General features: G+C 72.2%; 12 protein-coding genes. 10 read left to right on the plus strand and 2 right to left on the minus strand.

Features of this window, described 5'->3' with window-relative positions:
- The first annotated feature begins 846 nt into the window (after positions 1-846).
- The 9 genes from ACFOVU_RS07330 (at position 847) to ACFOVU_RS07370 (ending at position 10005) form a co-directional block, all read left to right on the plus strand.
- Positions 847-1806, plus strand: coding sequence for a methionine ABC transporter ATP-binding protein (locus tag ACFOVU_RS07330; RefSeq protein WP_378531215.1), 960 nt, complete (start codon positions 847-849; stop codon positions 1804-1806).
- A complete protein-coding gene (locus tag ACFOVU_RS07335) occupies positions 1803-2483 on the plus strand; it encodes a methionine ABC transporter permease (RefSeq protein WP_378531073.1) in 681 nt (226 codons plus the stop codon). Before ACFOVU_RS07330 ends, ACFOVU_RS07335 begins: the two co-directional genes overlap by 4 nt.
- A 126-nt stretch (positions 2484-2609) precedes the next feature.
- Positions 2610-3452: a MetQ/NlpA family ABC transporter substrate-binding protein gene (locus ACFOVU_RS07340; RefSeq protein ID WP_378531075.1), complete on the plus strand. Its 843-nt coding sequence runs from the start codon at positions 2610-2612 to the stop codon at positions 3450-3452.
- Positions 3453-3713: 261 nt separating this feature from the next.
- Positions 3714-5003 carry an extracellular solute-binding protein gene (locus ACFOVU_RS07345; RefSeq protein ID WP_378531077.1) on the plus strand — a complete coding sequence of 430 codons (1290 nt, stop codon included), beginning with the start codon at positions 3714-3716 and terminating at the stop codon, positions 5001-5003.
- A 280-nt stretch (positions 5004-5283) separates the two neighbouring features.
- On the plus strand, positions 5284-6174 hold the full coding sequence (locus ACFOVU_RS07350) for a carbohydrate ABC transporter permease (RefSeq protein WP_378531217.1): 891 nt from the start codon (positions 5284-5286) through the stop codon (positions 6172-6174).
- Complete coding sequence (locus ACFOVU_RS07355; RefSeq protein WP_378531078.1) at positions 6171-7076, plus strand: carbohydrate ABC transporter permease; 906 nt, start codon at positions 6171-6173, stop codon at positions 7074-7076. Before ACFOVU_RS07350 ends, ACFOVU_RS07355 begins: the two co-directional genes overlap by 4 nt.
- A 59-nt stretch (positions 7077-7135) precedes the next feature.
- A complete protein-coding gene (locus tag ACFOVU_RS07360) occupies positions 7136-8533 on the plus strand; it encodes a GH1 family beta-glucosidase (protein WP_378531219.1) in 1398 nt (465 codons plus the stop codon).
- A 72-nt stretch (positions 8534-8605) separates the two neighbouring features.
- On the plus strand, positions 8606-9628 hold the full coding sequence (locus ACFOVU_RS07365) for a LacI family DNA-binding transcriptional regulator (protein WP_378531079.1): 1023 nt from the start codon (positions 8606-8608) through the stop codon (positions 9626-9628).
- A gap of 161 nt (positions 9629-9789) precedes the next feature.
- Positions 9790-10005, plus strand: a complete 216-nt coding sequence (locus ACFOVU_RS07370) for a hypothetical protein (RefSeq protein WP_378531080.1) — start codon at positions 9790-9792, stop codon at positions 10003-10005.
- Between the two features lie 39 nt (positions 10006-10044).
- On the opposite strand, the gene ACFOVU_RS07375 is transcribed toward ACFOVU_RS07370, so the two are convergent.
- Entirely contained in the window at positions 10045-10461 is a 417-nt protein-coding gene (locus ACFOVU_RS07375; RefSeq protein WP_378531081.1) for a hypothetical protein, read from the minus strand.
- A 186-nt stretch (positions 10462-10647) separates the two neighbouring features.
- Here ACFOVU_RS07375 and ACFOVU_RS07380 point away from each other — a divergent pair, with 186 nt between their 5' ends.
- Positions 10648-11331 carry a hypothetical protein gene (locus tag ACFOVU_RS07380; RefSeq protein ID WP_378531082.1) on the plus strand — a complete coding sequence of 228 codons (684 nt, stop codon included), beginning with the start codon at positions 10648-10650 and terminating at the stop codon, positions 11329-11331.
- Positions 11332-11514: 183 nt separating this feature from the next.
- On the opposite strand, the gene ACFOVU_RS07385 is transcribed toward ACFOVU_RS07380, so the two are convergent.
- Complete coding sequence (locus tag ACFOVU_RS07385) at positions 11515-12786, minus strand: D-alanyl-D-alanine carboxypeptidase family protein (protein WP_378531084.1); 1272 nt, start codon at positions 12784-12786, stop codon at positions 11515-11517.
- Positions 12787-13323: the final 537 nt, after the last annotated feature.

Raw genomic sequence — 13323 nt, forward strand, 5'->3', positions numbered from 1 at the left:
GCCGCCGCCGTCGTGCGGCCCGCGGCCGGGCCGATGGCCGGCCACTCGCGCGGGCACGGCGGGTCGGCCGCCCAGAAGTCGGCGAAATCGGTCTCACCGGTCGGTCGTTGGGGCTCCACCAGGTCGTCGCTCCTCGGCTGGCGCGAGGGGGCTCCGCGGTGGCGGGGCGCACCTTCGCGACACGTTGTCTGGATGCTCGGCGGCCGGGGCGCGTGCAAGGGCACGGCCGGGCTCACGGACGGCGCCGGCCTGTGTTCAGGGGCAGGCCGGGCGGCGCGGAAGATCGCGGTGGTCCCGTTCGCCGGTCACCATGCGATGTGCAATCCGGTGTCCGTCCTAGGTCGCCGTGTCGAGTTTAGGGGGACACGGGGCACAGGGGTGGATCGGTTCATATCCGACCCCGGAGGGTGACGGCGGGATCGCCCGCCCCGCGGACGTGCCGGGCGGCGCCGCGCGGGAGAATGTGGTGAACGTTACCCGCTGTTCGTGCATATCAGCGCTATTTCCATCATTTCGGTATGGTTAGGTGGCTTTGTGGACTCTCGTGATCACGGCACCGTCACCGCCGCCCGCTCCGCCATGTGCGGCGGGTCACGGCGCTGTCCCCAGGGGGACGGCGCGGCCGGCGGTTGTACCGCGCGCCGCTGATCCGCCTCCCGTCTCCCCGGGGGCCCGCCCGGCCCTTCCGCCGCCAGCGCGTCGCCCCCCGCACCGGAACCTTCCGCTCCGTACGCTCTGCCATGGGCGCCTGCGGCCCGGACCGTTCCCACCCCCGCGCAGTCCCGGGCCTCCGGCGTGTGCGGATCCACTCTGAGCCGAGCATTGAGGAAGCCAGTGATAGACGCTGTGGGCCTGCGCAAGGTCTACCGGGTGAAACGCCGCGAGGTCCTCGCCCTCGACGGTGTCGACCTCCATGTCCGCCAAGGCGAGATCTTCGGTGTCGTGGGGCAGAGCGGTGCCGGCAAGAGCACCCTGCTGCGCTGCGTGAACCTGCTGGAGCGCCCAACGGCCGGCACCGTGGCCGTCGGCGGCGAGGAGCTGACCGGCCTGGGCGGCGCGCGGCTGCGCGCCGCACGGCGCGGGATCGGCATGGTGCACCAGCACTTCGCGCTGCTGTCGTCGCGCACCGTCGCGGCCAACGTGGCGTTCCCGCTGGAGATCGCCGGGGTGGCGCGGGCCGAGCGCCGGCGCCGGGTCGGTGAGCTGCTGGAACTGGTCGGCCTGGCCGACAAGGCCGGCGCCTACCCCGCCCAGCTCTCCGGCGGGCAGAAGCAGCGCGTGGGCATCGCCCGCGCCCTGGCGTCGCGGCCCAAGGTCCTGCTCAGCGACGAGGCCACCTCGGCGCTGGACCCGGCGACCACCGCCTCGATCCTGGAGCTGCTGCGCGACCTCAACCGCGAGCTGGGCCTGACCATCCTGCTGATCACCCACGAGATGGACGTGATCAAGCGGATCTGCGACTCCGCCGCGATCATGGAGTCCGGCGCCTTCACCGAGTCGGGCCGGGTGCTCGACCTGCTCGCCACCCCCGGGTCGCTGCTGGCGCGCTCGCTGTTCCCGCTGCCCGGCTCCGGGCTGCCGGAGGACACCGTCGCCCTCACCTACACCCGGGCCTACGACGAACCGCTGATGTCGGAGCTGACCCGCCGCTTCGACGTCGACGTCAACGTCCTCGGCGGGGCCGTGGAAGCAGTCTCCGGGGTGTCCGTGGGCCGGCTCAACGTGCAGATCAGCGGCGCCAACCGGGACGCCGCGCTGGACTATCTCAGCGGCAAGGGGCTGCTGGTGGAGGTGGCGGGCCGATGAGCTGGCTGACCGAACTCATCGAGCGGTGGCCCGACATGGGGCCCGTGCTGTGGATCGGCACCCTCGACACCCTCTACATGGTGCTGTGGTCGACGGTGATCAGCTCCCTGGTGGGCCTGCCCCTGGGCGTGCTGCTGGTCACGACCGACCGCGGCGGCCTCACGCCCGCCCCGGCGGTCAAGGCGGTGCTCGGCGCGATCGTCAACGTCGGACGCTCCCTGCCGTTCATCGTGCTCATGGTGGCCGTCCTGTCGCTGACCCGGCTGCTGATCGGCACCACACTGGGCCCCACGGCGGCCATCGTGCCGCTGAGCATCGGCGCCATCCCCTTCTTCGCCCGCCTGGTGGAGACCGCGCTGCGCGAAGTCGACCGCGGCGTCATCGAGGCCGCCCACGCCATGGGCGCGCGCAAGACCACCATCGTGGGCAAGGTGCTGCTCCCCGAGGCGCTGCCCGGCCTGATCGCGGGGCTGGTCATGACGGTCGTCGCGCTCATCTCCTACTCCGCCATGGCCGGGGCCATCGGCGGCGGCGGGCTCGGCGACATCGCCATCCGCGAGGGCTACCAGCGCTTCGACGAGTACTACCTGTGGGCGACGGTCGTCCTCCTCGTCATCGTCGTCCAAGCCGCGCAGAGCATCGGCGACCTGCTGATCAGGCGGCTGTCCCACCGCTGACCCCGGGCGGTGCCGTCCGGTCCGCCGCCCTCCGCGGGCCCGGCCGCCACAAGCGCGCCGGACCCGGAACCGACCACCCCGACCACCCGGCCGGCGGAGGCCACACCGAAACGAAGGAGCACACACGTGCGCAAGATCTGGGCCATCATCGGAGCCGCGACGCTCACCACGGCCGTCGCCGCGTGCGGCAGCCCGAGCGAGCAGGCGCAGGACGACGGGGGCGGCGGCGACCGCACCACCCTGCGCGTGGGGGCCTCGCCCGTGCCCCACGCCGAGATCCTCCAGTTCGTCCAGGACGAGCTGGCGGCCGACGCCGGGCTGAACATCGAGATCGTCGAGTTCACCGACTACAACCAGCCCAACGCCGCACTCACCGAAGGCGAGATCGACGCCAACTACTTCCAGAACGTCCCGTTCCTGGACGAGTACCTGGCGGCCAACCCCGACGCCGACCTGAGCTGGGTCGCCAACGTCCACCTGGAGGCCTTCGGCCTGTACTCGGAGGACATCGAGGACATCGCCGACCTGCCCGACGGAGCGCAGGTGGGCATCCCCAACGACCCCGCCAACCTCGACCGCGCGCTCAAGCTGCTGGAGTCCCAGGAGCTCATCACGCTCGACCCCGAGGCCGGCGACACCGCCACCGAGAACGACGTCCAGGACAACCCGCAGGACCTGGAGCTGGTCCCGGTCGAGGCCGCGCAGCTGCCGCGCTCGCTGGCCGACGTCGACGCCGCGGTGGTCAACGGCAACTACGCCCTCGAGGCGGACCTGCCCGAGGCCGCCAACGCGCTGGCCTGGGAGGACACCGAGGACAACCCCTACGGCAACGGGCTGGTCGTGTCCGCCGCCGACGCCGACAACGAGGACATCGCGACCCTCAACGAGCTGCTGCACAGCGACGAGGTCCGCACGTTCATCGAGGAGCAGTGGCAGGGCGTCGTCATCCCGCTCGACGCCGACGCCTGACGCCCGGCGGTGCCGCGCGGCCCCTGGGGCTGAGCGCGGCCCGTGTGCCCAGGTGTGAAACGGGGCGCCCGTACTTCGGTGCGGGCGCCCCGTCGCGTTTCGTGACACTGCGTGGCGGTGGGCCCGGCGGGTAACGGTTGAGTCTCGGCGGCGCCTGGGGATTGACTGCGTGTCTGTGAGCCAGTTCTCTTATGGGAGCGCTCCCATGCAGGGGTACCGGGACGCGATCGAGATGCACTTCTCCGATTCGTTAGGGGTCGCATGATGACTAAGCGTGTGCGCGGTGCCCGGGTGGTCGCCGCGATGCTGGGCGGCGGGGCACTGCTCGTGAGCACCGCCTGCGGAGGTGGAGACGGGGCCGGGGGTGACGTCGAGCTGGTGATCGACACCTTCGGTGTAATGGGCTACGACGAGCTGATCAGCCAGTTCGAGGAGGAGAACCCCGGCGTCACCGTCGAGGAACGCAACATCACCGACCTCGCCGACTACACGCCGCAACTCCAGCAGAACATCGCCGCCGACGGCGGGGCCGGCGACGTGGTCGCCATCGAAGAGGCCAACATCGCCCAGTTCCTCGCCCAGGCAGACCGCTTCGTGGACCTCAACGAGCACGGCGGCGCCGACCTGGAGGGCGACTTCCTGGAGTGGAAGTGGGAGCAGGGGCACAGCTTCGACGGCCGCCTCATCGGGCTCGGCACCGACATCGGCAGCATGGGCGTCTGCTACAACGTCTCGCTGTTCGAGGACGCCGGCCTGCCCACCGACCGCGAGGAGGTCGGCGAGCTCTGGCCCACCTGGGAGGACTTCATCGCCACCGGTGAGGACTTCGCGGCGGCGGACACCGGCGCGAGCTTCGTCTCCACCATCCAGCCCTACTTCCGCGCGGTCACCGCGCAGGCCGGCGGTGCCCCCTTCCAGAACCCCGAAGGCGACCTGGTGGTCGAGGACAACGCCGACACCCGCGCCGCCTACGACACCGTCACCGCCATGGCCGACGCCGGGCTCTCGGCCAACCTGCCGATCTGGTCGGAGGAGTGGAACGCGGGCATCCAGAACAACGCCTTCGCGACCCTGCCCTGCCCGGCCTGGATGCTCGGCCACATCGAGAGCACCGCGGGCGACGCCGGCGAGAACCAGTGGGACGTCGCCGCGGTCCCCGGCGGCAGCGGCAACTGGGGCGGCTCCTTCCTCGCCGTGCCCGCGCAGAGCGAGCACCCCGAGGAGGCGGCCGAACTGGCCAAGTTCCTGACCAGCGCCGAGGGCCAGCTCGGCGCCTGGAACGAGGCCAACGTCCTGCCCTCCTCGCCCGAAGCGCTGGAGAGCGCCGACGTCACCGACTTCACCCGGCCCTACTTCAACGACGCCCCCGTGGGTGAGATCTACGGCGCCTCGGCCTCGCAGCTGTCCCCCGTCTACTACGGCCCCGACAACCAGGCCATCGACGACGCCTTCCGCGCGGCCCTGGAATCGGTCGAACAGGGCCAGGCGACGGCCGACGAGGGCTGGGACACCGCCGTGGCCGACTCCGAGCGCGCCCTCGGCGAAGGCTGACCCCGACCGACCCGGCGGCCCGGACCTTCCCTCCGGCGGCGGCGTCCACGCCGCGCCCGGCACCGGGCCGCCACTCCGGGGCGGGCCCGGGAGCGGCCGCGCGGGCGCGGACCCGCGGCGGCCGCCCGGAGCCGCCCCCCAGCCCACCGACGGAAAGGAGCGCGACGTGGCCTCGACCCGGCACGGCGCCCCACCGCCCGCGCCGCCGAGCGCGGGCACCCCCGAGGGACGGCGCCCCTCGGCCTCCGGCACCCCGCGCCGCGGCGCGGGCAGCGGCCGGTTGCTCTCCCGCCTCGACCTCAAAGGGTCCCCCTACCTGTTCATCGCCCCGTTCTTCCTGCTCTTCGGGGTGTTCGGGCTGTTCCCGCTGCTCTACACGGTCTGGGTGTCCTTCCACGAGTGGAGCCTGATCGGCGGCAACGAGGGCTTCATCGGGCTGGACAACTACGTCCGCCTGGCCGGTGACGCCAAGTTCTGGATGGCGCTGTACAACACGATCGGCATCTTCATCGTCGCCGTCGTCCCCCAGCTCCTGCTGGCGCTGGCCCTCGCCGACGTCCTCAACCGGCGCATCAAGGGCCAGTCCATGTTCCGCATGGTGCTGATCCTGCCCTACATCACCTCCATCGCGGCACTGGCGATCGTCTTCAGCCAGCTGTTCGGATCGGAGTACGGCATCATCAACCAGGCGCTCGGCTACCTCGGGATCGACGCGGTCAACTGGCGCGGCGACAAGTACTTCTCCTGGGTCGCCATCGCGGTGATGATCGACTGGCGCTGGACCGGCTACAACGCCCTCATCTACCTGGCGGCCATGCAGGCCGTGCCCAAGGACGTCTACGAGGCGGCCGCGCTCGACGGGGCCTCGCGGATCCGCCAGTTCTTCCAGATCACCATCCCGATGCTGCGGCCGACCATCATCTTCACCGTCATCATCTCCACGATCGGCCAGATGCAGCTGTTCACCGAGCCCGCGATCTTCGACACCGGCGGCGCCATGCAGGGCGGCACCCAGGGCCAGTTCCAGACGGTGATGATGCTCGTCTTCCAGGAGGCGTTCCGCTACGGCAACTACGGCTACGGGTCGGCCATCGCGTGGGTGCTGTTCCTGCTGGTCGTCGTCCTCGGGCTGATCAACGTCGCACTGACGAGCCGGATCAGGGGGGCATGATGACCACCGCGACGATCTCCCCGCCCGCGGGCGGCCGCGCACCGCGCACCCCGCGCCGCTCCGGGCGCATGCGCCGGATGCGCGAAGCCACCCAGCTCACCTACCTCGCGCTGCTGCTCACCGTCCTGACCTCGGTGTTCCCGCTGTGGTGGATGTTCGTCATCGCCACCCGCGACAGCGCCTCGGCGTCGCAGTTCCCGCCCGCGCTCGTGCCCGGCGGCCAGTTCCTCGCCAACATGGAGCGGCTGTTCGCCAACACCACCGCCAACTTCACCACCGGCCTGGCGAACTCGCTGATCGCCGCGACCACGGTGTCGGTGTCGGTGGTCTTCTTCTGCTCGCTGGCCGGCTTCGCCCTGGCCAAGCTGAAGTTCGCCGGCCGCACCTTCTTCACCGTCGCGGTGGTCGTCACCATGGCGGTGCCGGTTCAGGTCGGGGTCATCCCGCTGCTGATCATGATGGACTGGCTGGGCTGGCGGGGCGACCTCCAGGCCGTCATCGTCCCGTTCCTGGTCAGCGGGTTCGGCGTGTTCATGATGCGCCAGTACGTCCAGCAGACCGTGCCCGACGAACTGATCGAGGCGGCGCGCATCGACGGCTGCTCCACGTTCCGCATCTACTGGAGCGTCGTGCTGCCCGCCCTGCGCCCCGCCATGGTCGTGCTGGGGCTGCTCACCTTCATGCAGGTCTGGAACGAGTTCATCTGGGCGCTGGCCGTCCTCAACCCGGACAACCCCACCGTCCAGTTCTCCATCAACCAGCTCAACGAGTCGGCCTACTCCCGCGACTTCGCCCTGATGTTCACCGGTGCGACGTTCGCCACCCTGCCACTGCTGATCATTTTCGTCGTGCTCGGCCGGCAGCTCGTCGGCCGCATCATGGAAGGAGCGATCAAAGCGTGACTCGACTCCCGACGTCCCCTGTCGCCCAGCAGGCCCCGGCCCCCGGAGCCGCCCCCGCGGTGCGCTTCCCCGCCGGCTTCGTCTGGGGCGCCTCCACCTCGGCCTTCCAGGTCGAGGGCAACACCACCGCCGACGGCCGCGGGCGCAGCATCTGGGACACCTTCTCCGAGACCCCGGGCAACGTCGTCGACGGCGACACCGGCGAACCCGGCGGCGACCACTACAACCGCTATCCCGAGGACATCGCGATCATGCGCGAACTCGGGCTCGGCGCCTACCGGTTCTCCATCGCCTGGCCCCGCGTCCTGCCCGAGGGCGGCGGCCGGGTCAACCAGGCCGGGCTGGACTTCTACGACCGGCTGGTCGACGCCCTGCTCGACGCCGGCATCGACCCCTGGCCCACCCTCTACCACTGGGACCTGCCCCAGGCGCTGGAGGACGCTGGGGGCTGGCCGGCCCGCGACACCGCCTACCGCTTCGCCGACTTCGCCGAGGTCATGCGCGACGCCCTGGGCGACCGGGTCGGCACCTGGACCACCGTGAACGAGCCGTGGTGCGCGGCGTTCTTGGGCTATGCCGACGGCGCACACGCCCCGGGCCGCCGCGAACCCGCCGCGGCGCTGGCAGCGGCCCACCACCTGATGCTCGGCCACGGCCTGGCGGCGGCGGCGCTGCGCGAAGGCCAGGGCGGGACCGGCCAGGCGCGCCGGGTCGGCCTCGTGCTCAACCCCACGACGCTGCGGCCCAACTCCACCGACCCCGCCGACATCACCGCCGTGCGGCGGGCCGACGGCGTGCGCAACCGGATCTTCCACGGCCCGCTGTTCCAGGGCGCCTACCCCCACGACGTCCTGGACGACCTGGCGCCGGTGAGCGACTTCGCCTTCGTCAAGGACGGCGACCTGCCCATCATCGCCGCCCCGCTGGACCTGGTCGGGGTCAACTTCTACACCCCCCACTGGGTCGCGGCCTCCGACCGCGGCATCGACCCGGCCGACATCGCAAGCGGAGGCGACAGCGGCGCCTACGTGGGGTGCGAGGACGTCACCTTCGTGTGGCACGGGCTGCCGCGCACCGGGATCGGCTGGGAGGTCGACCCCTCCGGCCTCTACGACGTGCTCACCCGGCTGGCGGGCGACGCACCGGGGGTGCCGATCTACATCATCGAGAACGGCGCCGCCTACCCCGACCAGGTCGGCGACGACGACGCCGTCCACGACCCCGACCGCGTGGCCTACCTGGACGGCCACCTGCGCGCCGTGCGCGAGGCCATGAAGGCCGGGGCGCCGCTGGCGGGGTATTTCGCCTGGTCACTGCTGGACAACTTCGAGTGGGCCTGGGGCTACAGCCAGCGTTTCGGGCTGGTCCACGTCGACTACGCGACCCAGCGCCGCCGCATCAAGGACAGCGGCCGCTGGTATGCGCAGGTCGCGCGGGCCGGAGAGCTGCCCGGATAGCGGTGTAATGGTGGGAGGGGCGCGCCAGGGGAGCGCGCCCGACCGTGGCACGGGGGACCGGGAGGGTGCGTCATGAACGGTGGCCGACGGCCGACGCTGGAGATGGTGGCCGCGCGCGCGGGGGTCGGGCGCGGCACCGTCTCACGCGTCATCAACGGGTCCGAGCAGGTCAGCCCGGCGACGCGCGAGGCGGTGCGGGCCGCGATCGCCGAGCTGGGCTACGTGCCCAACCACGCCGCCCGGACCCTGGTCACCCGGCGCACCGACACCGTCGCCCTCGTCGTCTCCGAACCCGACGAGCGGCTCTTCGCCCAGCCCTTCTTCGCCGATGTGGTCCGCGGGGTCAGCGCGGTGCTCAACGAGCGTGAGCTTCAACTCATGCTCACCACCGCGCGCTCCGCGGACGAGCACGACCGGCTGGGCGACTACCTGACCGGCCACCACGTCGACGGCGTGCTCCTGGTGTCGATGCACCGCCACGACCCGCTGCCCGACCGGCTGGCCGAAGCGGGGGTGCCCTGTGTGATCGGCGGCCGGCCGCAGTGGCAGACCCGCCACCCCATCCACTACGTCGACATCGACAACGTCGGCGGCGCTCGGATGGCCACCGAGCGGCTGATCACCACCGGGCGCGAGCGCATCGCCACCGTCGCCGGGCCGCAGGACATGGGCGCGGGGGAGGACAGGCTCACCGGGTACCGGGCGGCGCTGGAGGACGCCGGACGCTCCGCGCCCGACGAGCTGGCCGCCTTCGGCGACTTCAGCTTCGAGAGCGGCGAGGCGGCCATGCGCCGGCTGCTGGAGACCGCGCCCGATGTCGACGGCGTGTTCGCCGCGTCGGACCCGATGGCCCTGGGCGCCATGCGCGTGCTGCGCGCATCGGGCCGCCGCATCCCCGACGACGTGGCCGTCATCGGCTACGACGACTCCACCTTCGCCCTCCACAGCGACCCTCCGCTGACCACCGTGCACCAGCCCACCACGCGCATGGGCGGGGAGATGGCGCGGCTGCTGGCCGACAGCGTCATCCCCGGCGCCACCTCCTCCAACCGGCTCATCCTCGACCCCCACCTGGTGGTGCGCGAGACCGCCTGATGCGGCGCTCCCGGAGCCGGGCCGCGAACCCTGGACGGCCGGTGACCGACTGTGCGACGCTGTGCACGCTTCTGCGGTGCGATGAGAGGGCACCCCGGTGCCGGCAGGGCGGGTCGGGACCCTTGCGGTCCGGGAGCGGTGGGAGAGGATCGGGGGACGGGATGGATGCCCGAACGCGCCAGTGCTGTGCGCTCACCGACTGCCCGTGGTGCAGCCGCGGTGATCTGCTGTGCCACTACTGCGCGGGATCCGGGCTGTGGCGCCCCGAGATGCCGGTCCAGGACGGCGACGGCATGATCTCGTGGAAGCGCGTCGAGGAGGAGTGCCGGATGTGCACCGGTACGGGGAAGGAGCACCTCCACGTCGCAGCGGGGTGATCCCGGAACGGGAAACCAGCCCCGGAGCCGCCCGGCACCTCAGGCCGGATCCGACGCCAGCGGGCAGCGGATGTCCTCCCAGGCGTTGGGGGAGCAGCAGACGGTCGCGATGAACGCGCGCTCACCGTCGTCGAGCAGGTAGCCCCACGCCACGTCGCGGCCGTCGGACAGGTCCCTGATCGCCGCCTCACGGCGTCGCTCGTCCGGTTTCCAGAAGGGCTCGGGATCCCTCAGCACATCGGAGATGTCGGCGTACTGGCCGGCCATCCAGCCGACCGCGCCGTCGGCGTCGTCCCACGTGCCGCGGACCGCGTGCGCGGGGCGACGCAGCCACCAGCAGGTCTTGATCGGCGGGATGTCCGACGACCGGAAGCCGGGGCCGTCGATGTGGCTCGCGGCTCTGTGCCGCGCGCGCTGCTCTTCGGGCCCCCGCCACATGAAACCGTGGTAGTGCATGGTCCAACCATGCCATGCTCCCCGCCGGCCGGGCGGGCCATCGCGGTATCGGACGGTGCCGCCGCCCATCACCCGCACGGCCCGGACCGGCACCGGTCCCGGTACGTGGAGGTCCCCGGGCCGGGATACCGTGCAGGAGGGAGCCGGCGGCCGGATGCGGCCGCTCGCAGGGGGAGGGGATACGTCATGCGCTGGGTCACCTATCTGTCGCCGAGCGGGGGCAACGAGCGGCCGGGGGTCATCGACGACGGCTGCGTGTTCGGCTACCCCGGCGGGCAGAGCCTCCCCGAGCTGCTGGCCGAGAACGGCGGGGCGCTCGGCGGTGCCTTCCAGCGCGCGCTGGCCGCGCCGGTGGAGATCATCGTGGAGTTCGAGACCCGGCTGTGCGCCCCGGTCCGCCCCGCGGGGCCCGTTCCCGCCCTCATCGGCGGGGCGTGGACCACTCTTGACCCCGCGCTGGTCCGCGGGACCGACGACGGTGCCGGCCTGCCGCCCGGCGCGCAGGCGGCGTCGGCCGCCGTGGGCGCGGCCGCGCTCTTCGGTGCCGGAGGCCGCCACGCGGGCTACGCGCCCGCCTGCCTGTGGCGTACCCCCGGCCAAGGGCCGGTGGCGCTGACCCTGGGCCCGGCGGTCGTCACCGGCGACGAGTTCGACGGCACGGACCTGCGCGTGACCGCCTCGGTGGACGACACCGAGCTGGCCCGCGCCGAGATCGACGGCGGCCTGGGCTGGGTGCCCGCCGAGCACAGAGGCGGCGGCGTGGTGGCGAGCCTGCCGGCCGAGACCCGCCTCCTGGAGCCCGGCGAGGAGCTGTTCGTCGACGGCGGCCCCCTGGGCGGCTTCGAGATCCGGGTGGGCTCCGGGGTCTAGGTCCTGTTTTTTGGATGCTTTCGGAATAGCGAGCGGCCGTCCAGGCGTCGCGTCGCAAGCCGATTCGCGAAGGTCAGCCTGGTTGGCTGTCCGAGCGCAATCGGCGCAGCGAGGCGGCGTCTGGTGGTCGCGAGCCCGGAATGATCCGAAAAACAGGGCCTAGTCCCCGCCCGCACCTCCCGCTCAGCCCGTGTACTCCCAGTGCCAGGGCTCGAATCCGTTTTGCGCCCATGCGGGGTTGTGCCAGTCGTAGCGCGGGGCGTGGTCCATCATCCACGTGTACTCCGCGGAGCCGTGGACGTTCACGCCGCCGCACAGGTCCACGGCGATGCCCAGGCCGTGGGTGCTCGTGCCGGGGCTGGCCGCCATCCCGGCCGCCATCTCCCGGAACAGGCGCACCTGCTCGTGCAGCGGCCGGTAGGAGTCGGCCACGCACATGGGGCGGCCGAAGCGCTTGCGGAAGGCGCCGTCGAGCTCGATGAAGGCCGCGGCGGCATCGGCGCGCAGCCGCTCCCCGGTCTGCGGGAGAGGGCACAGCGCCGACTCCGGGATGCGGCCGTTGGCGTAGCCGGCGGTGCGCACCGACACGCAGCCAGCGGGCGCGGCGGCCTCCGTTGCGGCCGGGGGAGTGTCGTCCCCGGAATCGTCCCGGGCCGCCGCCTTGGCGCGGTCGAGCGCCTGCTCCCTCTCGCGCTCCAGGGCATCGGTGCGGTCGCGCGCCTCCGCGAGGGAGAGCTCCAGTTCCGTCTGGTCGGCGAGGATGCCCTCGACCGCCCCCTCCTGCTCGGTGACGGCCTCCAGGGCCTCCTCCTTGGCCGTCTCGGCGTCGTCGGCCGCCGTCCGGCTCTCCTCGGCGGCCTGCGCGGCGCGGTCCGCCAGCGTCCCTGTGGCGGCGCCTGCGGCGTCGGCGCGGTCGAGCACCTGGCCGCGGTGGCCGCTGAGCAGATCGAGGTAGGAGCCGCGGTCCACGACCTCCTGGGGGCCGCGGGCCGCGGTCCAGGCGACGATGGGGCCGAGGTCGGCCCCTGTGTAGGCGGCGACGGCGTAGGCGGCGGCATCGCTGCGAGCACCGTCGCCGGCCTCCTCGGCGGCGTCGGCGGCGCGACGGGCCGAGTGCGCCCGGCGCTCGGCGTCGTCGCGGCGCTCGACGGCGTCGCCGTAGGCGAGGATCGCGCGGTCGGCCTCCTCGTAGAGGCCGTCGAGCTCGGCCCGGACCCCGGCGAGCCGGGCGGTCAGCTCGCCCACGGCGTCGGCGCGCTCCTGTTCGGTGGCGCGGGCGCGGTCGATGTCGTCGTCGCCGGGGGGATCGGCGAAGGCGACGGGGGGCGGCCCGCTGGCGGCGACCGCCCCGGCGGCCAGGGCGGCGGTGAGGGCGGCGCGGAGCGCGGCCCTGCCGCGGCCGGGCCGGAAGCCGGGGCCGGACCGGAGGAGGGCACCGCCTCGGCTGCGCGTCACCGGTGACCCCTCTCGTGCCCGTGAGCGATGTCCGTCGTCACGTGTCACGTTGGCACAGAGTCTCCGTTACATCACCTATCGTCACCGGTGTGTTCAAAAAGTTATCTATGTGATGGGTGAGGCCGATGGGGTCGGCCCGATACCGCCCTGATCAACGCATCATGGGCGGAAACGTGTGGTGGCGGAGGTCCCGGTTGCGAAGATCTTCCGGATTGGGTGCCGTCGGAGTCTCGGATACCTCTGTGCTAATTGGTACGCTATCCACCTCACGTGCACCATTCATGGTTTATGGTGCTCGACGCCTCTCCCCCTCTTGAGGCGCGTCCGGCGCGGACGATCCCCACCCCATCCGTCGCCGATCGCCGTGCACGGCCACGCCGACCGGCCGGCCCCGGAGTCACCACGGTTCCGCCGGGCGCCCGCGGCAACTCTTGGGGGGCCAAACGTCCATCACCCGAGGCGGTGACACGAAAGGTTGCGAGGGTCCGTGTCGACACGAGCGACAGAAGATGGTGCAGACTCCCGTCATGAGGAGCC

Origin of the sequence: Nocardiopsis sediminis (genome assembly GCF_042650565.1) — a bacterium.
Taxonomy (GTDB): domain Bacteria; phylum Actinomycetota; class Actinomycetes; order Streptosporangiales; family Streptosporangiaceae; genus Nocardiopsis_B; species Nocardiopsis_B sediminis.